21 protein-coding genes are annotated in these 25,913 nt (G+C 56.6%); 14 read left to right on the top strand and 7 right to left on the bottom strand.

Annotated elements, in window-relative coordinates:
* The first annotated feature begins 148 nt into the window (after positions 1-148).
* The gene (locus tag Q0Y21_RS00105) at positions 149-1,345 is read left to right on the top strand and encodes a class I SAM-dependent rRNA methyltransferase (protein WP_297790389.1); all 1,197 of its coding nucleotides are present in this window, start codon (positions 149-151) and stop codon (positions 1,343-1,345) included.
* A 160-nt stretch (positions 1,346-1,505) separates the two neighbouring features.
* Here Q0Y21_RS00105 and Q0Y21_RS00100 read toward each other — a convergent pair whose 3' ends face one another.
* Positions 1,506-2,162, bottom strand: coding sequence for an HAD family hydrolase (locus Q0Y21_RS00100; RefSeq protein ID WP_297790387.1), 657 nt, complete (start codon positions 2,160-2,162; stop codon positions 1,506-1,508).
* Positions 2,163-2,336: 174 nt separating this feature from the next.
* Here Q0Y21_RS00100 and Q0Y21_RS00095 point away from each other — a divergent pair, with 174 nt between their 5' ends.
* The 3 genes from Q0Y21_RS00095 (at position 2,337) to Q0Y21_RS00085 (ending at position 6,535) form a co-directional block, all read left to right on the top strand.
* The gene (locus tag Q0Y21_RS00095) at positions 2,337-2,867 is read left to right on the top strand and encodes an RNA pyrophosphohydrolase (protein ID WP_297790385.1); all 531 of its coding nucleotides are present in this window, start codon (positions 2,337-2,339) and stop codon (positions 2,865-2,867) included.
* 15 nt (positions 2,868-2,882) lie between these two features.
* On the top strand, positions 2,883-5,189 hold the full coding sequence (gene ptsP, locus Q0Y21_RS00090; protein ID WP_297790383.1) for a phosphoenolpyruvate--protein phosphotransferase: 2,307 nt from the start codon (positions 2,883-2,885) through the stop codon (positions 5,187-5,189).
* Positions 5,190-5,290: 101 nt separating this feature from the next.
* A complete protein-coding gene (locus tag Q0Y21_RS00085) occupies positions 5,291-6,535 on the top strand; it encodes a patatin-like phospholipase family protein (RefSeq protein WP_297790381.1) in 1,245 nt (414 codons plus the stop codon).
* Between the two features lie 114 nt (positions 6,536-6,649).
* Here the strand turns inward: Q0Y21_RS00085 and hslU are convergent, their stop codons facing one another.
* The 5 genes from hslU to Q0Y21_RS00060 all read right to left on the bottom strand — a co-directional run bounded on the left by hslU (position 6,650) and on the right by Q0Y21_RS00060 (position 13,274).
* Positions 6,650-7,978, bottom strand: coding sequence for an ATP-dependent protease ATPase subunit HslU (hslU, locus tag Q0Y21_RS00080; RefSeq protein ID WP_297790379.1), 1,329 nt, complete (start codon positions 7,976-7,978; stop codon positions 6,650-6,652).
* 12 nt (positions 7,979-7,990) lie between these two features.
* Positions 7,991-8,521 (bottom strand): ATP-dependent protease subunit HslV, encoded by a 531-nt coding sequence (hslV, locus tag Q0Y21_RS00075; RefSeq protein WP_297790377.1) that lies wholly within the window; start codon positions 8,519-8,521, stop codon positions 7,991-7,993.
* Positions 8,522-8,635: 114 nt separating this feature from the next.
* Positions 8,636-9,277 (bottom strand): SPOR domain-containing protein, encoded by a 642-nt coding sequence (locus Q0Y21_RS00070; protein WP_297790375.1) that lies wholly within the window; start codon positions 9,275-9,277, stop codon positions 8,636-8,638.
* An 18-nt stretch (positions 9,278-9,295) separates the two neighbouring features.
* Entirely contained in the window at positions 9,296-10,981 is a 1,686-nt protein-coding gene (gene argS / locus Q0Y21_RS00065) for an arginine--tRNA ligase (protein WP_297790373.1), read from the bottom strand.
* Between the two features lie 112 nt (positions 10,982-11,093).
* Complete coding sequence (locus Q0Y21_RS00060) at positions 11,094-13,274, bottom strand: primosomal protein N' (protein ID WP_297790371.1); 2,181 nt, start codon at positions 13,272-13,274, stop codon at positions 11,094-11,096.
* 263 nt (positions 13,275-13,537) lie between these two features.
* On the opposite strand from Q0Y21_RS00060, the gene rpmE reads away from it, so the two are divergent.
* Positions 13,538-13,759, top strand: a complete 222-nt coding sequence (rpmE, locus tag Q0Y21_RS00055) for a 50S ribosomal protein L31 (protein ID WP_127330514.1) — start codon at positions 13,538-13,540, stop codon at positions 13,757-13,759.
* 228 nt (positions 13,760-13,987) lie between these two features.
* The gene (locus Q0Y21_RS00050; RefSeq protein WP_297790368.1) at positions 13,988-15,253 is read left to right on the top strand and encodes a malic enzyme-like NAD(P)-binding protein; all 1,266 of its coding nucleotides are present in this window, start codon (positions 13,988-13,990) and stop codon (positions 15,251-15,253) included.
* Between the two features lie 72 nt (positions 15,254-15,325).
* Here the strand turns inward: Q0Y21_RS00050 and Q0Y21_RS00045 are convergent, their stop codons facing one another.
* Entirely contained in the window at positions 15,326-17,824 is a 2,499-nt protein-coding gene (locus Q0Y21_RS00045; RefSeq protein WP_297790366.1) for a penicillin-binding protein 1A, read from the bottom strand.
* 194 nt (positions 17,825-18,018) lie between these two features.
* On the opposite strand from Q0Y21_RS00045, the gene Q0Y21_RS00040 reads away from it, so the two are divergent.
* From Q0Y21_RS00040 to Q0Y21_RS00005, 8 genes are all read left to right on the top strand, one after another.
* The gene (locus Q0Y21_RS00040; RefSeq protein ID WP_297790364.1) at positions 18,019-19,083 is read left to right on the top strand and encodes a pilus assembly protein PilM; all 1,065 of its coding nucleotides are present in this window, start codon (positions 18,019-18,021) and stop codon (positions 19,081-19,083) included.
* Positions 19,083-19,646: a PilN domain-containing protein gene (locus tag Q0Y21_RS00035; protein ID WP_297790362.1), complete on the top strand. Its 564-nt coding sequence runs from the start codon at positions 19,083-19,085 to the stop codon at positions 19,644-19,646. Before Q0Y21_RS00040 ends, Q0Y21_RS00035 begins: the two co-directional genes overlap by 1 nt.
* Entirely contained in the window at positions 19,646-20,257 is a 612-nt protein-coding gene (gene pilO, locus Q0Y21_RS00030; protein ID WP_297790360.1) for a type 4a pilus biogenesis protein PilO, read from the top strand. Before Q0Y21_RS00035 ends, pilO begins: the two co-directional genes overlap by 1 nt.
* A 2-nt stretch (positions 20,258-20,259) precedes the next feature.
* The gene (locus tag Q0Y21_RS00025; RefSeq protein WP_297790358.1) at positions 20,260-20,814 is read left to right on the top strand and encodes a pilus assembly protein PilP; all 555 of its coding nucleotides are present in this window, start codon (positions 20,260-20,262) and stop codon (positions 20,812-20,814) included.
* A 65-nt stretch (positions 20,815-20,879) separates the two neighbouring features.
* The gene (gene pilQ / locus Q0Y21_RS00020) at positions 20,880-22,955 is read left to right on the top strand and encodes a type IV pilus secretin PilQ (RefSeq protein WP_297790356.1); all 2,076 of its coding nucleotides are present in this window, start codon (positions 20,880-20,882) and stop codon (positions 22,953-22,955) included.
* Positions 22,956-23,080: 125 nt separating this feature from the next.
* Complete coding sequence (gene aroK / locus Q0Y21_RS00015; RefSeq protein WP_297790354.1) at positions 23,081-23,647, top strand: shikimate kinase AroK; 567 nt, start codon at positions 23,081-23,083, stop codon at positions 23,645-23,647.
* The gene (aroB, locus tag Q0Y21_RS00010; RefSeq protein WP_297790352.1) at positions 23,640-24,740 is read left to right on the top strand and encodes a 3-dehydroquinate synthase; all 1,101 of its coding nucleotides are present in this window, start codon (positions 23,640-23,642) and stop codon (positions 24,738-24,740) included. The genes aroK and aroB overlap by 8 nt, the downstream gene beginning before the upstream one ends.
* 37 nt (positions 24,741-24,777) lie before the next feature.
* A partial coding sequence (locus tag Q0Y21_RS00005) for an ATP-binding protein (RefSeq protein ID WP_297790350.1) occupies positions 24,778-25,913 on the top strand: 1,136 nt, incomplete at its 3' end.

The raw sequence follows: 25,913 nt of genomic DNA, 5'->3' as shown, positions 1-25,913 counted from the left end.
AGCACATCCATGTGACGCTTGGGCTCCGCCATCCATGGCTCCGCACAGTTTTGGGAGGCCCGACCCACCCAATTCCCGGAGTGCCGTGCTGAATTCGTTTGCTCGTGTATAATCCGCGGCCCTACTCCAGTTCCGTTAGGAAACCTTTATGAACTTCCCCGTCCTCTATCTCCGCAAAGGCGCTGAGCGCAGGCTGAAAGCCGGTCACCTGTGGGTTTACAGCAACGAAGTGGACACCCGTCGATCGCCATTAACCGACTTTGAGGCCGGCGCGCAGGCGGAATTGCGGGCGTCGAACGATAAGCCCATGGGGACGGTTTTCGTGAATCCTCACGCGCTGATTTGTGGCCGTCTGATCAGTCGGAATGCCGGTCACGGTATGACGCCTCAGCGCCTTACCCAGCGCATGGAAACGGCACTCTCGCTGCGTGAGCGGTTGTTCGACAAGCCTTTCTACCGTTGGGTGTTCGGGGACAGCGACGGGTTGTCGGGGCTGGTGATTGATCGCTTTGACGACACCGTGGTGGTGCAGATTTCCACCGCTGGTATGGAGTTGATGAAAGAGGCGATTATCCGTGCGGTTCAGCGTCTGGTGCATCCTGCAGCGATCATCCTGAAGAACGACGGCAAGATGCGCAAAGTAGAGGGGCTGGACACCTATGTTGAGCAGGCCCACGGGGCGGAAGCCAATCTGCTCACGGTGGAAGAAAACGGTGTGCGTTTCGAGGTGCCGCTGGAAGGCGGTCAGAAAACCGGCTGGTTCTACGATCACCGCATGAATCGTCAGCGTCTGCAGGCCTATGCCCCGGGCAAGCGGGTGCTGGATGTGTTCAGTTATGTCGGTGGCTGGGGGATTCAGGCGGCCTGTGCCGGTGCCAGTCAGGTGACTTGCGTCGACAGTTCTACGTCGGCGATTGATTCGGTGCACCATAACGCCAGGCTGAATGGTCTGGATAACGTGGAAACCGTAGAGGGTGACGCGTTTGAAGCCCTGAAAGCGCTGGCGGACGAGAAAGAAAAATTCGATATCGTGGTGCTTGACCCGCCGGCGCTGATCCCCCGTCGTCGTGACCAGAAAGCAGGTGAGCAGGCCTACGCACGGCTGAATCAGCTGGGGTTGAGGTTGCTGGAGCGGGATGGTCTGCTGATTTCGGCGTCCTGTTCAATGCACCTGTCCCAGGAGAAGCTGACTGATATTATTCGTGGCAGCGGCCGTAAGATTGATCGTTTCGTCCAATTACTGGAGCAGGGTCACCAAGCGCCGGACCATCCGGTGATTCCAGGGATTCCGGAAACGGACTACATCAAATCCTGCTTTGTGCGTTCGTTGACTGGTTTTTTCTGAATTTGCGGATAGGAAATTGTTGGGCCGATAAACGCAAAGTAGGAAGGTGAGTGGGGTGGCTGTGCCGGGACCGTCAAAAACAGGGATGTTTTTGTCGAGCGTACATGGATGTATTCACAGCGTGTCCCGGCACAGCCACCCCACTTGCCTTCCGGGCGTCTTACTCCCGCAGTGACATCACTTTCCAGCCATTCTCCACAGCTAGCTTTTCCAGCGTCGGGTCCGGGTCAACTGCCACAGGGTTGTCGACTTTTCTCAATAATGGCGCATCATTGTGGGAATCGCTGTAGAACCAGGCGCCATCCAGCGTCTCACTGTTCGAGTCCAGCCAGTCGTTAAGTCGGGTCACCTTACCGTCCTGGAAACTGGGAATGCCTGCAACTTTACCAGTGTAACGACCATCAACCAGCTCCGGATCGGTGGCGATCAGGTGCTCAATGCCCAGAATATCGGCAATCGGCTCGGTCACAAAACGGTTGGTGGCGGTGATGATCATCAGGGTGTGGCCCTGATTTCGGTGCTCATCCAGCAGATTGAATGCCTTGTCTTGCAGCATAGGGCGGACTTTCTTGTCCATGAAGCGTTCGCGCCAGGTCAGCAGGTCGGCCATGGCATGTTTGGCCAGGGGCTGCAGGGCAAAGCCCAGATAATGCAGGATATCCAGTTCCCCGTTCAGGTATTCCTGATAGAAACGATCGTTGGCCTTGCGGTATTCCTCGGCATCCACAATGCCTTCCTCCACCAGAAACTCGCCCCAGGCATGGTCACTGTCCCCGGCGAGCAGGGTGTTATCTAGGTCAAAGATCGCAAGCGTCAAGGGTATTACCTCCGGTCATGGCAGGGATTGCGGGAAAGGCGACAGTCTACCACGACATTTAGGCAACGGCTTCGTTTGCCGAACCCTTGGGTTTCTGTAAGAATGATAGCAACTTGGACAATTCCGACCGGTGAATTTTTGAACTGGTCCGCCGACTTATAAGAGGACTGTGCCGTGATTGACTCAGACGGTTTCAGACCCAACGTCGGAATCATTCTGGCCAACCACAGGGGCGAGGTTCTCTGGGCTAGGCGAATAGGGCAGGACTCCTGGCAGTTCCCGCAGGGTGGTATCAAGCACAACGAATCACCGGAAGATGCGTTGTATCGGGAATTGGGGGAAGAAATAGGCTTGAGTGCGGCCGATGTCGAAATCATCAGCTGTACCCGGGGCTGGCTGAGATATCGCCTCCCGCGGCGGATGGTGCGACATAACTCGCACCCCGTCTGTGTGGGACAAAAACAGAAATGGTTCCTGCTGAGGATGTTATCGCCGGACGCGCAAGTACGTGTGGATGGCACCGATTCGCCGGAATTCGACGGCTGGCAGTGGGTGAGTTACTGGTACCCTTTGGGACAAGTGGTCTCATTCAAGCGTGAAGTGTATCGACGTGCGTTGAGGGAGCTCGCGCCGCGACTGTTCTATAACATGGAGCAGTGGTATCGCAGCGAGCAGAATCAGCGTGTAAAGGACCAACAGAAATGACGGGCTGAAACCGCCATGCTGAGCATACTGCGAAATCTGGTACAAGAGGTGAACAGCGCCCGCGACCTGCAGGAAGCGCTGGATATCATCGTATCGCGGGTGCAAAAGGCCATGGGGACCGAGGTCTGTTCCGTTTACCTGCTCGACCCGGCCACCAACCGCTACATTCTAATGGCGACGGAAGGTCTCTACCGTAAGGCAGTTGGAAAGGTGAGCCTGGCGTACTCTGAAGGTCTTGTGGGGCTGGTCGGTGCCCGTGAAGAGCCCATCAATCTGGAAGATGCCCCTTCCCATCCACGTTATCGATATTTCCCGGAAACCGGTGAAGAGCGGTTCCGTTCCTTCCTTGGCGTGCCAATCATCCACCACCGTCGTGTGCTGGGGGTTCTGGTCGTACAGCAACGGGAAAGCTCCCGGTGTTTTGATGAAGGGGAAGAGGCTTTCCTGGTAACGGTATCCGCGCAGTTGGCGGGTGTAATTGCTCACAGTGAGGCAACAGGCGCCATCAGCGGTTTGTCCCTCACCGGCGAAGAAGCCCGGGATGTCAGCTTCAATGGTGTGCCCGGCGCCCCAGGTGTGGCTATCGGCACAGGGGTGGTTGTCTATCCCGCGGCAGACCTGGATGTGGTTCCGGAAAAACCGACGGACGATATAGACCTGGAGCTTGGGTTGTTTGCGGAGGCTGTTACCGCTGTCCGTGAAGACATCGAACGGGTTGCCAATCGCCTCGCTTCCCAGCTGCGTCCGGAGGAGCAGGCCCTGTTTGATGTCTATCTGAGAATGCTCGGCGATGATGCCATGCCGGGCGAGGTCGCCAACAAGATCCGTGAGGGGTTCTGGGCCCAGGGAGCCCTGAAGCAGGTTGTTCAGCAGTATGTGCGCCACTTCGAGATGATGGATGACCATTACCTGCAGGAACGGGCGGTGGATATTCGCGACCTGGGCCGTCGTTTGCTGTCCCATCTCCAGGAGGGGGAGCAGAAAGACCAGGTCTACCCGGAACGAACTGTGCTAGTGAGCGAAGAGCTGACGCCTGCCATGTTGGGTGAGGTCCCCAAGGGGCAGTTGGTTGGGCTGGTGTCAGTGAAAGGGTCGAGTAACTCCCACGTTGCCATCCTGGCCCGTGCGATGGGAGTCCCGACCGTGATGGGGCTGGTGGATATCCCCGTCAATCAGCTGGATGGTCGGGACCTCGTAGTTGACGGTTTCGAGGGTCAGATCTTTGCCTCGCCTTCAGACGAACTGCGGGCCTACTACCAGGAGATCTGTGACGAGGAAGACGAGCTGATCAAGGGGCTTGAGGTCCTGCGCGACAAGCCCTGTGAAACGATCGACGGTCATCGGGTGTCGTTGCTCGTCAACACTGGCCTGATGACCGACGTTGTTCGTTCACTGAATCATGGTGCTGAAGGTATCGGTCTTTATCGCACCGAAGTACCGTTCATGATCAAGGATCGCTTTCCCTCTGAGCAGGAGCAGCGTGAGTATTACCGGGAGCAACTGGAGGCCTTTGCACCGAGCCCGGTCACCATGCGGACACTGGACATCGGTGGTGACAAAGCGCTGACCTATTTCCCGATTGAGGAAGAGAACCCATTCCTGGGCTGGCGCGGTATTCGAGTTACCCTGGATCACCCCGAAATTTTCCTGGTGCAGGTCCGGGCCATGCTCAAGGCCAGCGAGGGCCTGAACAATCTGCAGATCATGCTGCCGATGATCAGCAACATTTCAGAAGTGGAAGAGTCCCTGCACCTGATCTACCGGGTTTATCATGAAGTCAGGGAGGAAGGTTACGAGATCCACATGCCCAAGGTGGGTGTCATGGTGGAAATCCCGGCGGCGGTTTATCAGATCCGCGAGCTGGCGGACCGGGTGGACTTTCTCTCGGTTGGCTCCAACGACCTGACGCAATACCTGCTGGCCGTGGATCGTAACAACCCCCGCGTTGCCCAGTTGTACCACTCCTATCACCCGGCGGTGTTGCAGGCGCTGGTTCGCATAGCCCAGGATGCGCATTCCGTTGGGAAGCCGGTTGGTATTTGCGGTGAACTGGCCGGTGATCCGGGGGGCGCGCTGTTGTTGATGGCCATGGGGTATGACTCCCTGTCGATGAACGCCGCCAGTTTGCCCAAGGTAAAATCTGTTATTCGCAGTGTCAGTCGTGAGTGGGCAGGGCAGCTTCTGGAGGATGTCCTGCTGCTGGATTCGCCTCACGTTATCAAGAGTTGCGTGGACCTGGCGCTGCGCAATGCCGGTTTTGGACGTTACCTCCGTCCGGGCAGAACGACCCCGGTTGCTCTGGCCGAGCATGCGGCATTGTGAGGGGTTGCAGAATCAAGTTCGAATAATAGGGTGTAGACTCTAAAACCGGTTGTTACCTTATTGAGACACTAAACGTATAAAAACCCGGAAGGGAAAGCTGTATGACGTCAGTGACGACTGAGATCAAGCCCAGACCCCGCATTGGCCTCGCATTGGGAGGTGGCGGTCCGTTGGGTGGGATCTATGAAATCGGTGCCCTGCGAGCGCTTGATGAGGCTCTGGACGGCCTCGATTTCAATGATATTGACGTCTATGTGGGGGTCAACGCCGGCTCCTTTGCCGCTGCGAACCTGGCAAATCAGATGACCACCGCGCAGCTGTGTCGGATTTTTGTGCGCAATGAAGCCGAAGTGCATCCCTTCCATCCTGAGGTTTTCTATCGCCCAGCTCTTCGCGAGCTTGGCAGTCGCCTGTTGGCCGTGCCCGGGCTGCTGACTACGGCGGTTCGTCGCTTTATTAATAATCCCTACGATCAAAGCCTGCTGGAAGCGATGACCATTCTTGCTCAAGCGGCGCCTGCAGGACTGTTTGATAACGAGGGGTTGCACGAATATCTCCAGCGGGCGTTCACCATGCTGGGACGCACCAATGATTTCCGTCAACTCAGGCGCAGCCTCTATATCGTGGCGGCCGATGTGGAGAGCACTGACGCCGTCTGTTTCGGTGCACCGGGCTTCGACCATGTGCCGATTTCCCGTGCGATACAGGCCAGTATGTCCTCTCCCGGCTTGTATGTGCCGGTAAACATTGATGGCCGCTACTACGTGGATGGCACGTTGCGCAAAGGGCTTCACGCTTCGGTGGCATTCGAGGACGGTGCGGATCTGGTGATTGCGGTGAATCCCCAGGTGCCGATTGACGCAAGCGCGGCAGTCAGGGCAGGAACCATGAAGCCGGGTGAGCTGACCCGATCCGGTATGCCTAATCTACTGTCGCAGATGTTCCGGACCATGGTCTATTCCCGCATGCAATCCGGTATTGCCCAGTATGCGCGGGATTATCCTGATAAGGATATCCTGTTGTTTGAGCCAACCCGTGATGATGCCAAGCTGTTTTTCTCCAACGTGTTCAGCTTCCAGTCCCGACGGATGGTGTGTGAGCATGCCTACCAGATGACCCGTCGTGACCTGTTGGCCCGTGCGGACGAGTTGGAGCCCAAGCTGTCGAAGTATGGAATCAAGCTGCGCCGTGATCGCCTTGAAGACGAGCAACGCACCATCAGTACCAGTCTGTACGGGGAGATGTTGCCGTTGTATGTGGCGAAGGGGCGTAAGAAGCAGGCCCAGAAGGGCAAGCTGGCAAGCGGTCTGGAGAATGTGACACAGCTCTTTTCACGGGCGGAGTAAAAAAGAGTGGTGCCCGCTGATTGTTGGATCACGCTTTGCTAATCCAACCTGCAGATATGACTGCGCGCCATACCCGCAGGTCGGATTAGGCAAAGCCGTAATCCGACATCAGTATCAGAGTATATAGCGGCTTAGATCCTCATCTTCCGCCAATTCCCCAAGCTTCTCATCCACGAACGCTGCTGTTACCTCAAAGCCGTCAGTGACTTTGTCACCGGCTTCATAGGAGAGGCTCTCGAGCAGGCGCTCGAGCACTGTGTGCAGGCGGCGCGCACCGATGTTCTCGGTAGTTTCGTTCACTTTCCATGCAACTTCGGCAATCCGGGTGATGGCATCTTCCGCGAACGTCAGTTTCACGCCTTCCGTACCCATCAGTGCCTCGTATTGCTGCACCAGCGAGGCATCCGGCTCGGTCAGGATGCGCTTGAAGTCATCCGGAGTCAGTGCCTGCAGCTCAACCCGGATAGGCAAGCGGCCCTGAAGTTCTGGAATCAGGTCTGACGGCTTGGACAGATGGAATGCGCCAGAGGCAATAAACAGAATATGATCGGTGCGGACAGTACCGTATTTGGTGCTGACAGTGCTGCCTTCGATCAGTGGCAGCAGGTCGCGCTGTACGCCTTCACGGGACACATCGGACGACGTATTCTCGGAGCGTTTGGCGACCTTGTCGATCTCATCGATAAATACGATGCCGTTCTGCTCGACGGACTGGACCGCCTTCTGCTTGATTTCTTCCTCGTTCACCAGCTTCGCGGCTTCTTCGTCCTGAACCTGCTTCAGAGCATCCGCCACTTTCATCTTGCGGGTCTTGCGCTTGTCCGAAGACATGTTGGAGAACATGTTCTGCAATTGGCTGGTCATCTCTTCCATGCCCGGGGGGGCCATGATCTCAACGCCCGCGCCGCCGCTACGAAGATCGATCTCGATCTCCTTGTCATCCAGTTCGCCTTCCCGCAGTTTTTTGCGGAATAACTGGCGCGTGGACGAATCCTCGGTACGCTGGCTGTCTTCCTTGAAATCCCGGGCCGGGGGCAGCAGGGCGTCCAGAATACGCTCTTCCGCCGCATCCAGCGCACGGTGCTCATGGAGTTTCTTCTCTTTCTCGCGAAGCATTTTAACTGCCATGTCCGCCAGGTCGCGGATGATGGACTCCACGTCCCTGCCTACATAGCCCACTTCCGTAAACTTGGTGGCTTCCACTTTCAGGAAGGGGGCGTCGGCCAGTTTCGCCAGACGGCGGGCAATCTCGGTTTTACCGACGCCGGTGGGGCCGATCATCAGGATGTTCTTGGGAGTGATTTCCTCGCGCAGGCTGCTGTCCAGCTGCATGCGACGCCAGCGGTTCCGCAGCGCAATGGCAACCGCCCGCTTGGCTTCTTCCTGACCTACGATGTGCTTGTTAAGTTCGTGAACGATCTCACGGGGAGTCATTGCAGACATGGTTGCTCCGAATCAGTCGTTGGCGGAAAGCACTTCAAGGGTGCGATTGTGGTTGGTGTAGATGCAGATGTCGGCCGCGATATCCAGGCCTTTTTCCACAATGTCTCTGGCTTTCAGGTCGGTGTTCTCAAGCAGGGCGCGCGCCGAGGCCTGTGCAAATGGGCCGCCGGAGCCGATAGCAATCAGCCCCTGTTCCGGTTCGATGACGTCGCCGTTACCGGTAATGATCAGTGACGCGGTTTTGTCGGCCACTGCCAGGAGGGCTTCGAGCCGGCGCAGGGCGCGGTCCGTTCGCCAGTCCTTGGCCAGCTCAACCGCTGCCCGTGTCAGGTTGCCCTGGTGTTTTTCCAGTTGGGCCTCGAATCGTTCGAACAAGGTGAATGCATCGGCGGTCCCGCCGGCGAATCCTGCCAGTACCTTGCCGTTATACAGGCGGCGAACCTTGCGTGCATTTCCTTTCATTACGGTATTGCCGAGGGAAACCTGGCCATCGCCACCCATGGCGACTTCGTCATCGCGCCTGACGGAAAGTATGGTAGTCATGTGGGCTCCAGTTGCCTGATAGAAAACAGTATTCAGCAGTTATGGAGGCGAGTGGTTTTTTTTCAAGGGCAGTAGGGCTGCATGCTGATCGGGCAGTCATGCAAAGAGGGCCAATCAGCCCTCCTTGGGGATTTTGCGCACCAATGGCTCTATGTTGATCGACACCAGTTTATCGATGGCGGAGTTCATCTGACTGCGGGAATTGAACGGCCCCACATTGACCCGGTACCAGACGCTGCCGTTATCCAGATCAATGCGCTGGACATTGGCCCGCAGGCCCTGGAACGCAATCTGCGCTCGCTGGCGCTCAGCATCTTTCTGACTACGGAACGAGCCAGACTGGATCAGGTAGGTGTAACTCTGCTTCGTCGGCCCGGGAGTGTATTCCTCCACTTTGGGCGGCACCACTTCGCTCTCCGGAAGCATCTCGTAAAAGCGGTACCGTTGCTTGGCTTCCTCGCCTGCTGCGGCTTCCTGCTCCTCGGCTGGTGGTGTCGCCGGTGCCGGCCCGCTGGTCTGCTGGGTTGGAGTCGGCGCAGGCAGCGAGTTGAGGTAGACAATAAAGCCAATGAAACCTCCGACCGCTGCCAGGGACAGAATCCATTTAAGGGACAGGCCGCCCTGTTGCCCTCGAGCCGGTGTTCGCTGCTCAGGCCGCGGGCGTGCCGGTTTGCTGCTCCTCTGGCTCCTGGGGGCCTTGCGGAGCGTGGCGGCTGCCTTGCCTTTAGGATTCTTGCGGGCGTAGTCTCGGGGCATATCCTGACGATTCCTGTCTTACATTTCTTCCGGCGCGCTGACGCCCAGCAGATCCAGGCCATTAGCGATGACCTGACGAACTGCCAGATACAGGCTGATGCGGGCATCCCGGATGGCGGTATCCTCAATCAACACCTTGTGGGCGTTGTAGTAGGTGTGGAACTGTCCCGCCAGGTCCCGCAGGTAATGAGTCAGATGGTGCGGTTCCCGCTGGGCAGCGGAGTTGACGATCAGTTCCGGGTATTTGGCCAGCTGATTGGCCAATTCCTTTTCCTCATCCAGGGTCAGCAACGACAGGTCGCCCTGACACTCGTTCCAGCCCCGGTTTACCCCTTCCTCAGCCAGCTTGCGCAGTACGCTGCAGATGCGGGCATGGGCATACTGAATGTAATAGACCGGGTTTTCATTGGTCTGGGAGCGAGCCAGGTCGATGTCGAAGGTCAATTGGGAGTCCACCCGGCGAGCGGCCAGGAAGAACCGGGTGGCATCCCGACCCACTTCATCAATCAGGTCGCGCACGGTGACGTAGCTTCCGGCACGTTTCGAGATTTTTACTTCCTGCCCGGAGCGGGTCACCATTACCATCTGGTGCAGGACATAATCCGGCCAGCCACTGGGTATGCCGGCTTTCAGTGCCTGCAGGCCAGCACGGACGCGGGTGACCGTGGAGTGGTGATCGGCCCCCTGTTCATTAATCACCGTGGTGAAGCCGCGTTGCCATTTGTCGAGATGGTAGGCCACGTCCGGCAGGAAGTAGGTGTAGCCACCATCCTTCTTGCGCATGACGCGATCCTTGTCGTCACCGAATTCCGTGGTCTTCAGCCACAGGGCGCCTTCGTGTTCGTAGGTATAGCCGTTCTCCTGCAGGCGCTTCACGGTAGCTTCCACTTTGCCTTCTTCATACAGGGAAGATTCCAGGAAGTAGACGTCAAATTCGACGCCAAAGGCCTTGAGGTCCAGGTCCTGTTCCCGGCGCAGGTAGGCCACGGCGAACTCGCGAATGGCGTCCATATCTTCCGGATCAGCCTTGCCGGTGACTTCCCGGTCATCCGCAGTTACGGTCTCGCGTGCAAGATAAGCCTTGGCAACATCAACGATGTAATCACCACGGTAGCCGTCGGCAGGCCAATTTTCATCGTCAGGTGTCAGCCCTTTAACTCGTGACTGTACCGACAGCGCGAGATTATTGATCTGGGCGCCGGCGTCGTTGTAATAGAATTCCCGGGTGACATCGTAGCCGTTGGCTTCCAGCAGACGGCACAGGCAGTCGCCGATGGCTGCGCCACGGCCATGACCCACATGCAGCGGGCCCGTCGGGTTGGCGGATACGAATTCCACCTGCACCTTTTCATCCTGGCCGCTCTGGTTACGGCCAAACTGACCCGCTTCTTCCAGAATGGTGTTGACCACCTCAAACGCGCTGGCGGTGCTCATGAAAAAGTTGATGAAGCCGGGGCCTGCGATTTCCACCTTCTCCACGGCCGAACTCTCCGGAAGTCGCTTCACCAGGGCTTCGGCCAGCTGTCGTGGCGGGCATCCCGCTGCCTTGGCAGCCACAAGGGCGATATTGCAGGCATAGTCACCATGGGACTTGTCCTTAGTGTTGCCCACCTGTGGAGTGAATGACTGGTCCGCTGGCAGGGTGCCTTCGGACTGCAGTGTGGCCAGTGCAGACTGGAGCAGATCGGATACGGTCTCTTTCATGCTGTCGGACGACTCGGTTTACAAGAGAATTGGAATAAGGCGGGAAGCCGCCGGGAATCGAAGGCGGGTATTATCGCGGAAAGTGGCGCTGCAAGCAAAAAGCCGGTCTGTCTCAGCCGGTCTCTTGCGGATCGACATCGATCATCCACTTTACGCCCGAGGGCAGTTTTTGCTGGTCAAGGCTCTGGCAAAGGTGACTCAGTACATGGTTCAGGCGCTTTCGGTTGTCGCAGGACAGTACCAGTTGGGCTCGGTGGCGGTCGGCGCGTCTGGCGATCAGTGCGGGGAGTGGCCCCCAGATTTCAATGCCAGGGACATTGGCCTGTGGCTTGATCCTGTCCAACAGTTCCAGGCTTTTGGCCATGGAGTCCGCTTCGGCGCGGAAAATGGCCATCGCGCGGAACGGGGGAAACTGACCGGCTTCCCTTTCCGTCAGCAGCTGATCGGCGAGAGTGAGGTAGTGACCCTGGCGCAACGATTTCAGTATGGGGTGATCGCTGTGGCAGGTCTGCACCAGTACCTGGCCGGACTTCTCGCCTCGGCCCGCGCGGCCGCTTACCTGTAGCAGGGTCTGGATGAGCTGTTCCGGCGCGCGAAAGTCCACACTGAACAGGCCTCCGTCGGCGTTGACTACGACAACCAGGGTAACGTTCGGGAAGTCATGGCCTTTGGCGAGCATCTGGGTGCCAACCAGAACGCAGGGCTCTCCGGTGTTCACTTTTTTGAGAATGCCCTGGATGCTGCCCTTGCGTTGGGTGCTGTCCCTGTCCACGCGGACCACCGGCGTCTCGGGGAATGCCGAAGCCAATATATCCTCGGTTCTTTCCGTACCCTGCCCAACGGGTTTGAAAGCGTCGCTCTGGCATTTGGGGCAGTGTTCCGTGGCGGCAGTCTGGTAATCGCAGTGGTGACAGCGCATGGCGCGGTCCCGGCGATGGTAGGTCAGGCGTGTGTCGCAGCGCGGGCATTCCACCATGTGGCCGCAATCGAAACACATCATGACCGGCGCAAAGCCACGCCTGTTGACGAACACCAGGGCTTGTTGTCCATCGGTCAGACACCTTTCAATCGCCTGTATTGCGGGGCGGGACAGGCCACCTTCCAGCGGTCGGCTGCGAATGTCCAGGAGGCTGATAGAGGGTGGTTTCGCGTTACCGGCCCGCTCCTCGAGCCTGATGAGCCGGTATTTCCCGGTAAGCGCGTTGTGATAGGACTCAAGGGATGGCGTCGCTGAGCCAAGAATGACCGGGCACTGATTCAAGTGCGCACGGTAGACCGCCATGTCTCGCCCGGAATAGCGAAAGCCTTCCCCCTGCTTGTAGGAGCTGTCGTGTTCCTCGTCCACAACGATCGTTTGTAGCCTGGTAAAGGGAAGTAGGACGGCAGAGCGGGTGCCGATCAGGATGACGGGCTCGCCATTGCGGATCTTCAACCAGGTGGACAGGCGCTCGCCATCATTCAGGGCTGAATGCCAGACGACAATGCGTTGGCCGAAGTAGCGTTGAAATCTGGCCACAGTCTGGGGGGTAAGGTTGATTTCAGGTACCAGCACCAATGCCTGGGCCGAGGCGCTTAACTGCTGTTTCAGATAGTGCAGGTAAAGCTCGGTTTTGCCGCTTCCGGTGATGCCATACAGAAGGGAAGCGCTGAAGCCCGCATGGGGGCCGGGAATCTGGTCTGCAGCTTGCTGTTGGGCTGGAGAGAGGCTTGGTCCCGGTTGCTCATTTTCTTCAGGATTTTTGGGGGCTGCAACGGCCTCTGTTTCCTTTATGAGTTCCCGTTTCTGCAGCGTCCTGATTTGCTCCCGGGTGAAGCCGGCCGCGGTCAGGTTAGAGGTGCTCGCACCCTGCGGGTGCCTCCGCAGCCATGCCAGTAGTGCTTTCTGGCGGTGGGCGTTTCCCGCAAGGGCTTCCGGGCCGGCAATCGCTTTCCACCAGGTATCCTGCTTTTCTGATGCGGGCCTGCCACGCCTCAGGGCTGGGGGTAGGGCGGTAAACAGGCATTCCCCGAGAGGGTGTTGGTAGTAGTCCGATGCCCAGGTCAGTAACTGGAAGGTTTCCGTGGGTAGCGCTGGCCAGGGCTCGTATGCGGAATGGATGGGTTTGAGGGTGATTCCCCGGGGGGGCTTTACGCCGGTTTCGACGACGAGGCCGGTTGCGGACTGCCTGCCAAACGGAACGTTCACGCGTTGACCTGGTTCAAGCGTCAGGTTATCGGGAATCCGGTAGTCAAAGAGCCTTCTCAAGGGACGGTTGAGGGCTATGCGCGCGGTTAGCGGGGAGCGTTCTCGCACACTGGAACTCCGCTGTGGTGAGGCTGTCACGGTATTTGCGTATCCTTGGTTTTGCCTGCGCACCGGTCCGTGCGATGTATTGGGCTGATTGCCCCGGGTTGGGACTTGCCTGCCGTGGCGTTTGCAAGTAAGATTCGCGGTCTGTTTCCGGCAGGGCATGATTGTGCCCCGTCTTCTCAATTGATTCAAATATGCGGTGCCTGGCGCCTGGAGTGAAAAAAGCTCCCGCGATCAGGTAGCGGCATGACCGACAGAGGTTCGCCATGAAAGAAGGTATCCACCCCAAGTACGAAGACATCACCGCTACCTGTTCCTGCGGTAATGTCATTAAAACACGCTCCACCATCGGGCATGACCTGCAGCTGGACGTCTGCTCACAGTGCCATCCGTTCTATACCGGCAAGCAGAAAGTGATGGATACCGGTGGCCGTATTGACCGTTTCCAGAAGCGTTTCGGTGGCCGCATCGGTGGCAAGAAGGGCTGATTCAGCTCTTGGTACAGAAAAAGCGCCTGCAATGGCGCTTTTTTTATGTCTGAATCTCTCGCCGGGTTCGCTCAGCCTTCATCTATAAGCAGTTTGCCCTATTGACTGATCAGTAAGTGTGCAATCGGCCCTTGTTTGATGTGAGCCTTCGCGCCATAATGGCGCGCTCCGCTGGGACGGGTCCCGGCGGTTTATTACCTCTTAAACGTGACAAACGGAACAGTGGCAATGTCTCAAGATCTGAAAGAAGCAGCCCTTGAATACCACGCCAAGCCGCGGCCTGGTAAGCTGAGTGTTGAAATCACCAAGCCTACCCAGACTTCCCGCGACCTTTCCCTGGCGTACAGCCCTGGGGTTGCCGAGCCGGTCCGCGAGATCGCGAAGGACCCCGAGAACGCATACAAATACACTGCCAAGGGTAACCTGGTAGCCGTTATTTCCGACGGCTCTGCCATTCTTGGTCTGGGTAACCTCGGTCCCCTGGCGAGCAAGCCGGTAATGGAAGGCAAAGGCGTACTGTTCAAGCGCTTTGCTGGTATCGACGTCTTTGATATCGAGGTCGATTCCGAAAGCCCCCAGGCGTTTATTGAAACGGTAGAGCGTATCGCTGATACCTTCGGTGGTATCAACCTGGAAGACATTAAGGCGCCGGAGTGTTTCGAGGTCGAGCGTGCTCTGATTGAGAAATGCAATGTGCCTATCTTCCACGATGATCAGCACGGTACCGCCATTGTAACCGCGGCCGGCATGATCAACGCTCTGGAGCTTCAGGGTAAGAAGATTGAAGAAGCAAAAGTAGTGTGCCTGGGTGCAGGGGCCGCTGCTATTGCCTGTATGAAGCTGCTGATCAGCTGCGGTGTTCGCTCAGAGAACATCTTCATGCTTGACCGTAAGGGTGTGATCCACTCTGGTCGTGATGATCTGAATCAGTACAAGGCAATGTTCGCCAATGATACTGACCGGCGTACACTTGATGACGCAATCGACGGTGCGGATGTCTTCCTTGGGCTTTCTGGCCCGGATCTGCTGACTGCGGATCAGCTGAAGAAAATGGCGCCAAATCCGATTGTTTTCGCCTGTTCCAACCCGGATCCAGAGATCAGCCCGGAAGTTGCCCTGGCAACCCGCGATGACCTGATCATGGCAACCGGTCGTTCGGATTACCCGAACCAGGTGAACAACGTGCTTGGTTTCCCGTTCATTTTCCGTGGTGCTTTGGACGTACGTGCCACCGCCATCAATGAGGAGATGAAGGTCGCGGCAGTGCACGCGATTCGCGAGCTGGCGAAAGAGCCGGTGCCGCAGGAAATCTGTGAAGCATACGGTGTGGCAGCTTTTGAGTTTGGTAGGGAATACATCATTCCGAAGCCGCTGGATGTGCGTCTTCTGGAAGTGGTTCCGGCCGCAGTTGCCCGCGCGGCGGTAGATTCCGGTGTTGCGCGCAACCCGTATCCTGCTCACTACCCGCTGAAGTCTATGGAAGACATTCAGTAAGTTAGTGGTCAGTGACTGGACACAAAAAAACCGGCGGTGATCCCGCCGGTTTTTTTGTGTCCGATTGCCCACTCAGAATATCTGGCGGGACAAGTCGTCACCGTTGCCATTATCGCCGTTGCCTGAGGCATCCCGCGGATCCAGAGGCGCTGGGGCATTCTCTTCCTTAAACAGCTCGAATATGCCGTCCTGGCCCGGGCGGGCGCGCTTGCCGGTTTCCGGGTCAATGCGGACGTTGACGAGACCATTGGGGCGCGGCATATGAGAGACGGGGGCACCTTCAAGGGCGACCTCCATATAGTCCATCCAGATTGGCAGAGCGGTGCTGGCACCGAACTCGCGACGGCCGAGGGGCGCGGGTTGATCGAAACCGACCCAGGTGGTGGTGGCGATATCATGGTTGAAGCCGGAAAACCAGGTGTCCCGTTGCTCGTTGGTTGTGCCGGTTTTACCTGCCAGATCACTACGTCCCAGTGCTAATGCCCGGCGTCCAGTCCCCCTTGTAATGACATCCTTCAAGATGGAATGCATAAGGTAGACACTCCGTTCATCCGCCAGACGCCGGGCAAGTCTTACCGAATGATCTCGTTCATCGCGGCTGGTTTCTGCGCCCGTTTCTTCAGGTTCAATGTCCTCGCAGTCTCTGTCGCACAGGACGACCTCAGGTGCGTTGAAGAGCTCTTCGTTGTTAGCGTCGGAGATGCTCTGAATCAGGAAGGGCTGAACATCGTAGCCGCCATTGGCAATCACCGCGTAGCCTCTGGCTACTTCCATCGGGGTGAGCAGGCCGCTGCCAAGAGACAGGGAAAGGTCTTTCTGCATGTCGGCGGTCGGTATCTTCAGCTGTTCCAGGTAATCCAGCGTGGACTGGATGCCCAGGTCCCGCAGCAGGCGAATGGACACCAGGTTTCTTGACTGGTAGAGCGCCTTCCGCAGGCGGGTAGGTCCCTCAAACCTTCCGGAGGAGTTTTCGGGGCGCCACGCGGTCCCCAGCTCCTCGTCGTCAAAGACGATGGGGGCATCGTTGTAGATTGTTGCAGGCGTCATGCCGCGTTCCATGGCGGCCAGATAGAGGAATGGCTTGAAGTTGGAACCTGGCTGTCTTTTCGCTTGCATGGCCCGGTTGTATTTGCTTTGGCTGAAGCTATAGCCGCCTGACAGAGCCTCAATCGCGCCAGTGTCCGCGTCGAGGGAAATCAGGGCGCCCTCTACTCGCGGGATCTGAGCCAGCTCCACCTTGCGGATATCGATGGTTCTGATTTCCCTTGTGCCATCATCTGTTGTCGACGGGGGCTCATCCGTGGCGTCGAGGGTGGGGGTTGCTGAGGGTTTGACATAGATGACATCGCCTTTGCTGACAACGTCCGATGGTTTCTCCGGTTCTGGGCCGGTCAGGTTTTCTGTTTTGTAGCGTCTGGCCCAGGTCATGGTCTCAAACGGCATGACAGTCTTGCCAAGGGTTCGGGCAAACAGTTCGACTTCGCCGCTCTCATCATTAACCCGTATTACGACCGCTGGAATCAGGGTTTCTACCCTCGGGTAATTTGCGATCAGGCTTTCCAGGTTCTCGGGGCGGAGATCCGCTTCGTCGATCTGTCCGATTGGGCCGCGAAAGCCATGCCTCCGGTCGTAGGCCTCCAGGCCGCTGCGCAAGGCGAGGGTGGCCTGTTGCTGCTTTTTGCTGTCAACGGTCAGGGTGACCTTGTAGCCATCGGTGTAAGCCTTGTCGCCAAACTGTTGAACCATTTCCGTTCTGGCCATTTCGGCGACAAAATCGGCGTCTACTTCCGAGTCGGCGGTATTGTAAGTGGCGGTCAGGGGCGCGGAAGCCGCAAGCTGATAAGCATCGTCGGTGATGTAGCCGAGGTCCCGCATGCGACCCAGAATCCAGTTGCGGCGAATGTGTGCCCGCTCGGGGTTGGCCAGAGGGTTGTAGGCAGATGGTGCTTTCGGCAGGCCGGCAAGCATGGCCATCTGGGCCAATGACAGGTCGTTGACCGGTTTGTCGTAGTAGACTTGCGCAGCCGCAGCGATACCGTAAGCGCGATTACCAAGATAAATCTTGTTCAGGTAAAGTTCGAGGATGCGATCCTTGCTCAGTTCACGTTCTATCTGAAGTGCGAGTAGTATCTCATTGAACTTTCGTATAAAGGTTCGGTCGCGTGACAAAAAGTAATTTTTTGCAACCTGCATTGTGATGGTACTGCCCCCTGACTGGATCTCTCCGGTGGAGACCAGTTCGATGGCAGCCCGCAGCAGGCCTTTGAAGTCGACCCCGAAGTGCTCATAGAAACGGGCGTCTTCAGCAGCCATAAAGGCATGTAACTGAATTGTAGGGATCTGTTCGATTGTGACTGGTGCCCTTCTCTTTTCGCCGAATTCTGCTATTAATCTGTTGTCTGCGCTGTAGACTCTCAGCGGTGTCTGCAACTTGATATCAAGAAGCTGATCCACGGGGGGAAGTCCAGGGCGCAGGTACAGATAAAAACCTGACGCTACGATTGTCGAAAGACTGAGTCCGGTGATAAATAACCAGGCAAACAGGCGGGATGTACGCAACAAATGAGACATTTTTTTCTGACAACTGTTGGATATAGGTCTATCATTTGAGAAATTGCTTTAGGAAGGACGAGTCGCTTCACCGTCGCAATGTCTCTCAATTTAAGAAGAACTCGCATTGTAGACGGAAAACTGAAGAAATTCTCTTAAATAAAAAACACATAAGTTACGTAACCCGGTGCATTAACCAGGTATAGGGTGAGCGCGTGTTCGGATTGTTTGGAAAAAAATCCAGTGCCGTCTTGGGTGCGGACATCAGCTCCAGCTCAGTCAAGCTGTTGGAACTGTCCAAGAACGGTGACCGTTACAAGGTCGAAAGTTATGCAGTGGAGCCGTTGCCGGCTAACGCTGTTGTTGAGAAAAACATCACAGATGTGGAGGCGGTCGGCGAAGTTCTCAAACGCGTCGCTTCCAAATCGCGTACCGGCGTGAAACAGGTCGCCGTTGCTGTTTCGGGCTCTGCCGTCATCACCAAAGTCATCCAGATGGATGGCGGCCTCAATGAGTTTGAAATGGAAGATCAGATTGCGCTGGAGGCAGACCAGTACATTCCGTATCCCCTGGATGAAGTCGCTATTGACTTCGAGGTACAGGGTCCCTCAGAAGCCAACCCCGATCAGGTTGATGTGCTTCTTGCTGCTTGCCGAAAGGAAAACGTCGATATTCGTGAGGATGCGCTGGAGATAGCGTCGCTCACCACAAAGGTTGTCGATGTTGAGGCGTACGCACTCGAGCGGGCGTACACCCTGATTGAGCCCCAGCTTGATTCCCAGGGAGAGGAACTGGTCGTAGCCATCGTCGACGTTGGCGCCACCATGACCACTCTCAGTGTTCTGGCCGATGGTAAGACGGTATATACCCGTGAACAGATTTTCGGTGGCAAGCAACTGACCGAGGAAATCCAGCGTCGTTACGGCCTGTCTGTAGAAGAGGCCGGACTTGCGAAGAAGCAGGGGGGGCTGCCGGATGACTACGAGTCCGAAGTCCTGACCCCTTTCCGGGAGGCAGTCGTTCAGCAAGTGGCGAGGGCTCTCCAGTTCTTCTTTGGTGCAAGTCAATACAATGCGGTGGATTACGTGATTCTGGCTGGTGGTACTGCGTCGATTCAGGGCCTGACAGAAATGGTTGAAGAGAAAACCGGAACGCCAACTCTGGTAGCAAATCCATTTTCCGATATGTCGGTAGGCTCCAGGGTGAACGCGTCAGCGCTTGGCAGTGATGCGCCCTCGCTGATGATTGCATGTGGGCTGGCGATGAGGAGCTTTGACTGATGGCAAAGATTAACCTCAGGCCATGGCGTGAAGAGCTTCGGGCCGAAAAACAGAAGCAGTTTGTCGTGATGATACTGGGTGCCGCTATTGTCGCTGCGGGCCTGGCGTTTCTTTGGAAGACGGACATGGACAACCGCATTGCGTACCAGCAATCGCGCAACGCCTACATAGAAACCGCGACCAAGGAACTGGATAAGCAGATCAAGGAAATTGAAAACCTGAAGCGCAAGCGTGATGAGCTGTTGTCGCGCATGCAGGTCATTCAGGATCTCCAGGGTAAGCGTCCGGTTATTGTGCGGGTGTTTGACGAGTTAGTGCGGACTTTGCCGGACGGGCTCTTCTACACCGACCTCAAGAAGACCGGTGACCGCGTCGATATTGTCGGAATGGCTGAATCCAACAGTCGGATTTCCACCCTGATGAGGCGTTTTGATGAATCCGACTGGTTTACAGAGCCAAATCTTTCCAATGTGTCGGCGGCGGACAATCGTCGAGCTGGATACAGCCAGTTTAACCTGTCGGTTAAGCAACAAACTCCAGAGCCCGAAGGGGAGGATAAGTAATGAGCCTCGCGGACTCACTCAAAAGTCTTAACGAATTTGATATCAATGATCTGGATATCAATAATGCGGGTATCTGGCCGGCACCGGTAAAATTCATCGTTGTGTTGATCATCTTTGGCCTGATTCTCGGTGGCGGTTACTGGTTCTTCATCAAGGATCAGTACACAGAGCTGGAGCGTGTTGAACGTACCGAGCAGGAATTAAAGAAGAAATACGAAGACAAGGCCTATCGGGTGGCGAACCTGGATGTCTTCAGGGCGCAGATGGAAGAGATGGAGGAAACGTTCGGGGCATTGGTGCGACAGTTGCCCAGCGAGACGGAAGTACCGGGCTTGCTGGAGGACATTACCAACACGGCCCTGGGCAGTGGCCTTGCATTGCAGGAGGTTAAGCTCCAACCCGAGCAGCGTCGTGATTTCTACTCGGAGCTGCCGATTAATATCCGTGTCTCGGGCTCCTACCATGAGCTGGCGACGTTCGTCAGTAGTGTAGCCAGCTTGCCGCGGATTGTGACGCTGCACGATTTAACCATAAAACCAACTGGCGGTGATGGTGAGCGACTTGATATGCAGGTTGTTGCCCGTACCTACCGCTACCGGGCTGGAGATTAAGCATGGCAGGACAGCATGCAGGAAAGGCCTGGCTGGGTATTTGTCTGGTATCCCTATTGACGGCTTGTTCCCAGGGAAATGGTTTCTCTGATCTTGACAAATTCATGGCGGATACCAGAGCCAAGCCGAGAGGTCACGTTGAACCTTTGCCGGAATTCAAGGCATACGAAGCATTCAGTTACTCAGCTGCAGACAGGCGGGCACCCTTTGAGCCGCCCATTGATGTGCAGTTGACGATGGTTGATGACGAGCCGGTGAGTGATGTTGAGCCGGACCTTGATCGCCCGCGAGAGGTGCTTGAGAACTTTGACCTGAAAAGCCTGAATATGGTGGGTACCCTGACAAATGCGTCCGGCGGCCTTTTCGCGTTGATTCGTGATAGCGAAGGGGGGGTCCACAGAGTGCGCACCGGAAATTACATGGGGCAGAATTACGGCAGAATTGTCGGAATCAGCCAAACCCGTGTTGAACTGATTGAAATCGTTCCCAATGGCCGGGGTGGATGGGTTGAGCGTCCTCGTTCCCTGTCCCTTGACGAAGACGAAGGCGATGGCTAAGGGGCGGCATTATGAATACAGAAAGAACCATGCATGAACAAAAAAGTTTGGGGTCGAGGCTAGCGATGTTCAGAAAACTCAATGTATACGTCGGCGTGATTGCTCTTGGGTTGTTATCCGGCCTGGCCAATGCGGTCACGCTGGAAGACGTGTCGTTTTCATCGTTACCTGGCGACCAGCTTGAAGTAACGTTGGAATTTGACGGTCAACCACCTGAACCCACGGGTTATACCATCGAGCGGCCTGCCCGGATCGCGGTCGACCTGAAAGGAACCACCAGCGGGCTGGACAGCCGCAGTGTGCCGCTCGGGTCTGGAAATGCCCAGAGCATGACGGTGGTGGAAACCAAGGACCGCACTCGCCTGATTTTCAATCTGGTGGAGCTGGCCCCCTATGATACGGTTCGTGAGGGCAACTCGCTGGTCATGACTATTGGCGGGCAAGGTGGTGCTTCCACAGCCTCCGGTGGCGGTTCCGCGGCTCCGGCTGCCAGCACAACATCGTCATCGGCCTCCGTCCGTGATGGGGTGCTGGCGGGAGTGGATTTCCGTCGTGGAAAAGATGGCGAAGGGCAGGTGGTAGTCGATCTCGGTCGCGCCAGCGCGCCTGTTGACCTCTCTGAGCTCGGAGGCAAGATTCGATTGACGATGGATGGAATGACCGTTCCCGAGCATCTCCGTCGTCGTCTGGATGTGACTGATTTCGCGACTCCGGTGACACGGGTGGACACCTATACTGAAGGTGGCAATGCGGTTGTCGAAATTCGCCCGGAAGGCAGCTACGACTACATCGCCTATCAGTCCGGCTCCCAGTTTACGGTAAGCGTGGAAAGGCTGACCGAGCAGGAAGCTGAAGAGCGCCGCGAAGAAAAGTTCCCGTATACCGGGGACAAGCTGTCACTCAACTTCCAGGACATTGAGGTGCGCTCAGTCTTGCAGTTGATTGCAGACTTCACCGGCCTGAACCTGGTTGCCAGTGACACCGTGAGTGGAAGTATCACGCTGCGTTTGCAGAACGTCCCCTGGGATCAGGCTCTGGATCTGATCCTCAAGACCAAGGGCCTCGACAAGCGCCAGATCGGTAACGTGCTTCTGGTCGCTCCGGCCGATGAAATTGCAGCCCGGGAAAAACTTGAGCTGGAAACCAGTAAACAGATTGCCGAGCTGGCTCCGGTCCGTCTGGACATCATCCAGGTCAATTATGCCAAGGCCGCAGATATCGTGGCCCTGATCAAGGCTGATGAAGAGCTGATCTCCTCTCGTGGTTTCGTCTCTTCCGATGCCAGGACCAACACTATCAGCGTCCGCGAAACTACGGAGAAGCTGGAAGAAATTCGCCAATTGGTTTCCACATGGGATGTGGCGGTTCGCCAGGTATCCATTGAGGCGCGGATTGTGCGTGCGCAAACTAATGTTGCTGAAAACCTGGGTATTCGCTGGGGCGGCGCTGCGTATGATGTGAATGGCGATAATGTGGTTTCCATTGGTGGCTCCCAAGGCGCGGTTGAAGAAGCTCGTCAGGCAGCGGCTGGTAACAACAATACGATTACCTTCCCGGGGGCACTGGCTGTCGACCTTGGGGTTACCGGTGAAGGTGCGTCCTCGTTCGCGATCGGATGGGGGAGTGATGACTTCCTGGTGGATCTTGAATTGTCTGCACTGGAAACCGATGGTCGCGCTGAAGTGGTCTCCCAGCCTCGGGTGGTGACGGCTGACCGGCAGACGGCGAAGATCAAGTCTGGTGAAGAGATCCCCTATCAGGAAGCTTCTTCCAGCGGTGCTACGTCGGTTTCCTTCAAGGAGGCTGCCCTGTCGCTGGAAGTGACGCCGCAGATCACGCCAGACGACAAGATCATCATGGACCTGGTCGTCAATCAGGATTCCCGTGGCGAAGTGACGGCAGGTATCCCGGCAATCAATACCAATGAGGTAACAACTCAGGTGTTGGTGGGTAATGGAGAGACGGTTGTTCTGGGTGGCATCTTCCAGTCCGAAGTGGCAACCCAGACCACGAAGACGCCGTTCCTTGGTGACATCCCATACCTCGGGCGCCTGTTCAAGCGGACAGAGCACATCGATGAGCGCAGTGAGCTGCTGATCTTCATCACGCCCAAAATTATCAAGAGTGACCTGATTCGGTAAGTGCACTGATCAAGAAAGCCGCCGCCTCACACCGGCGGCTTTTTTGTGTCCTCACATTTGCGAAACTTATCGATTTCGGCGCCCTGTGCTATTCTCACCCGCCAGAACGTCTATGAGCTGAAGTTATGTCATTGCCAAAACGAATTGTCCTGGTTGGCCCCATGGGCGCGGGCAAAAGCACTATTGGTCGCATGCTTGCCAGAGAGCTGGGCTATCGTTTTCTGGATTCGGACAGAATTATTGAAGAGCGATGTGGTGCCAATATCCCCTGGATCTTTGATGTCGAGGGGGAAGAGGGGTTCCGGCAACGCGAAACGGCCATGCTGGCGGAGCTGTCTCAGCAGCATGAGACAGTCCTTGCCACGGGTGGCGGTGCTGTCATGAAGCCGGAAAATCATGAGCTTCTCAAGCGCGATGCCACTGTGATCTATCTTAAAACCTCTATAGAGCAGCAGGTTGAGCGGACACGTCGGGACCGGAACCGTCCGCTATTGCAGAACGATGATCCCGAGGCCGTTTTGCGAAAGCTGTTTGCCCTGAGGGACCCCGTCTATAAAAAGTTGGCTGATATTGTCATGCACACCGACCGGAAGAGCCCGAGGCTGGTGGTCCGCCAATTGGTCAATAGAGTGAATCCGAAAACCCCGCGTCATCGCCGGCAAGTGAGAAAGGAAGGTCGAAATCATGCATAACGCCGTTAGGGAGTTGCAGGTTGATCTGGGTGACCGCAGCTATCCCATTTTAATTGGTGACGGACTGCTGGGCAGGATGGATCTGACGCCTTATGTTGCGGGTGGCCAGGTCATGATCGTGACCAACGAAACCGTTGCTCCCTTATACCTGGAACAGGCAAAAGCCTGTTTCCCGGGAAAGGCGGTTGACTCGGTGGTGCTTCCGGATGGTGAAGAGTACAAGGATTGGCAAACACTGAACCTTATATTCGATGCCTTGTTGGAAAAACGTCATACTCGTAAGACGACCCTGGTCGCTCTCGGTGGTGGTGTGGTTGGTGATATGACAGGGTTTGCAGCCGCCAGTTACCAGCGTGGCGTACCTTTTGTCCAGATACCAACCACGTTGTTATCGCAAGTGGATTCCTCGGTGGGAGGAAAAACCGGAATCAACCACCCACTGGGAAAGAATATGATCGGCGCCTTCCATCAGCCGGAAGTGGTTCTGATCGACACGAACTCTCTGAAAACTCTGCCGCCACGGGAAGTGTCCGCGGGCCTGGCCGAGGTGATCAAGTACGGACTGATCCGGGACACCGGATTTCTGGCGTGGCTGGAGTCGGAAATGGACCGATTGATGGCCTTGTCTCCGGAGTCGCTGGTCGAGGCCATATACCGGTCTTGTGCCTGTAAGGCGGACGTCGTTGCCCAGGACGAGCGGGAAGGGGGGCTTCGGGCCATTCTCAACCTTGGCCACACCTTTGGTCATGCCATTGAGACGTTTGCCGGGTATGGCAATTGGTTGCATGGCGAAGCGGTCGGTACAGGTATGGTCATGGCTGCCGACCTGTCATTGAGGGAGGGGATGATTTCCGGAGAAGACGTGGCCCGCACCCGCGCACTGGTTGCCCGGGCCGGCTTGCCGCTGTTGCCTCCAGCGGAGATGACCCCGGAGCACTTCATGGATCTGATGGCTGTCGATAAAAAGAATGTTGACGGGGCCCTGCGTCTGGTCTTGCTCAGGGCCTTGGGTGATGCATTTGTCACGGCAGATGCGAGCCCGGAGAACCTGGCCGCGACCCTTGGGGCGTTCTGTCAGGGGACACCTGATTAATGCATTCCATGTGAACTGAACGCGACAGGGAACGATTGTGAACGATTCAGGACTGAACAGCCTTGAAGGGGGAGGCCTGTTTCCGAGGCTTCAGGAGCGTTATGGCCTGAGAGCCAATCCAATGGAAATGGAAACGCCTTTTTTTCCGGATGCCATGCGCCAGCACGCACTGGAAACCCTCCGCCATCTGTGTGGATTTGGCGATATGGCAATGGTGCTGACCGGTGCGGCGGGTGCGGGCAAAACCCGGGTGCTGGCTGAACTGGTTCGCAGTGAGTCGGCTCGCCTGGATTTTCACCGGCTACCTGCTGCAGCTCTGACAAGTGCCCATGCGCTGGCGCGTGGGTTGTTGTCGATTGCCCATAAAAGTCTTGAGCCTTCAGAAAGCTCCCGTGACGCCGTTTATGGATTTTTCCGCTGGTCTGAAACCCGGGTCCGCAAGGGGCAGCGCCTGGTGCTGCTGATTGATGACGCCGATCGTGCCTCCCCCGATCTGCTGAAATTGTTGTTGTCAGCGTTTCTCGCCTCTGACAGGGCCTCTGCGGCTGTGCCAGTGTTCAGTGGCACGAACGACCTGGTCAGTATGCTGGAGCTTGGAGATAAGTCCACTGGCATTCATCAGGTACATTTGCGTCCGCTGACAGAAGGGGAGATCAGGTCGTATCTCGAACCCCGCGTGCATCGTGCCGGTGGCCGGATCGAAGATCTTCTCAGTACCGCCAGGATACGGCAGATCCATCAGCTCAGTCAGGGCAGTTTTTCGCGCCTGCAGAGGATAACTCCGGCGGTCTGGCTGGACATCACGCCGGCTTCCAGATCCAGGTCGTCAGTGAGTTTGAAACCGCTGTTAAGCCTTCGCTGGCCCGCATTGGCGCTGATACTTCTTGGTGGTTCCTGGTGGATTGTGGCACAACAATACGAGCAATCTGTCAGTCAGGAAAAACAAGCAGTTGCTGAGCCCGAGCGGGTGCGCAAAAGTATCACTATTGGGCCTGAAAACCCGGAGCCACAACCATCGGCAGAGGCGACGGACGATGAGAGTGCTCTGGTAGAGCGATCCGTAGTGGCGAATAATGGTGCAGAGCCAGAGCCAGAGCCAGAGCCAGAGCCAGAGCCAGAGCCAGAGCCAGAGCCAGAGCCAGAGCCAGAGCCAGAGCCAGAGCCAGAGCCAGA

It is taken from the genome of uncultured Marinobacter sp., from assembly GCF_947259545.1.
Taxonomy (GTDB): domain Bacteria; phylum Pseudomonadota; class Gammaproteobacteria; order Pseudomonadales; family Oleiphilaceae; genus Marinobacter.
Note: the sequence above shows the minus strand (reverse complement) of the source record. Positions and strands in the feature narration are given on the sequence as shown.

Coding starts and splice junctions, on each gene's coding strand:
- Q0Y21_RS00025 (WP_297790358.1), top strand. CDS start 20,260: ATGGCAGGACAGCATGCAGGAAAGGCCTGGCTGGGTATTTGTCTGGTA.
- pilQ (WP_297790356.1), top strand. CDS start 20,880: ATGTTCAGAAAACTCAATGTATACGTCGGCGTGATTGCTCTTGGGTTG.
- hslU (WP_297790379.1), bottom strand. CDS start 7,978: ATGTCTGCAATGACTCCCCGTGAGATCGTTCACGAACTTAACAAGCAC.
- aroK (WP_297790354.1), top strand. CDS start 23,081: ATGTCATTGCCAAAACGAATTGTCCTGGTTGGCCCCATGGGCGCGGGC.
- rpmE (WP_127330514.1), top strand. CDS start 13,538: ATGAAAGAAGGTATCCACCCCAAGTACGAAGACATCACCGCTACCTGT.
- Q0Y21_RS00070 (WP_297790375.1), bottom strand. CDS start 9,277: ATGCCCCGAGACTACGCCCGCAAGAATCCTAAAGGCAAGGCAGCCGCC.
- Q0Y21_RS00050 (WP_297790368.1), top strand. CDS start 13,988: ATGTCTCAAGATCTGAAAGAAGCAGCCCTTGAATACCACGCCAAGCCG.
- Q0Y21_RS00035 (WP_297790362.1), top strand. CDS start 19,083: ATGGCAAAGATTAACCTCAGGCCATGGCGTGAAGAGCTTCGGGCCGAA.
- pilO (WP_297790360.1), top strand. CDS start 19,646: ATGAGCCTCGCGGACTCACTCAAAAGTCTTAACGAATTTGATATCAAT.
- aroB (WP_297790352.1), top strand. CDS start 23,640: ATGCATAACGCCGTTAGGGAGTTGCAGGTTGATCTGGGTGACCGCAGC.
- ptsP (WP_297790383.1), top strand. CDS start 2,883: ATGCTGAGCATACTGCGAAATCTGGTACAAGAGGTGAACAGCGCCCGC.
- argS (WP_297790373.1), bottom strand. CDS start 10,981: ATGAAAGAGACCGTATCCGATCTGCTCCAGTCTGCACTGGCCACACTG.
- hslV (WP_297790377.1), bottom strand. CDS start 8,521: ATGACTACCATACTTTCCGTCAGGCGCGATGACGAAGTCGCCATGGGT.
- Q0Y21_RS00105 (WP_297790389.1), top strand. CDS start 149: ATGAACTTCCCCGTCCTCTATCTCCGCAAAGGCGCTGAGCGCAGGCTG.
- Q0Y21_RS00045 (WP_297790366.1), bottom strand. CDS start 17,824: ATGTCTCATTTGTTGCGTACATCCCGCCTGTTTGCCTGGTTATTTATC.
- Q0Y21_RS00085 (WP_297790381.1), top strand. CDS start 5,291: ATGACGTCAGTGACGACTGAGATCAAGCCCAGACCCCGCATTGGCCTC.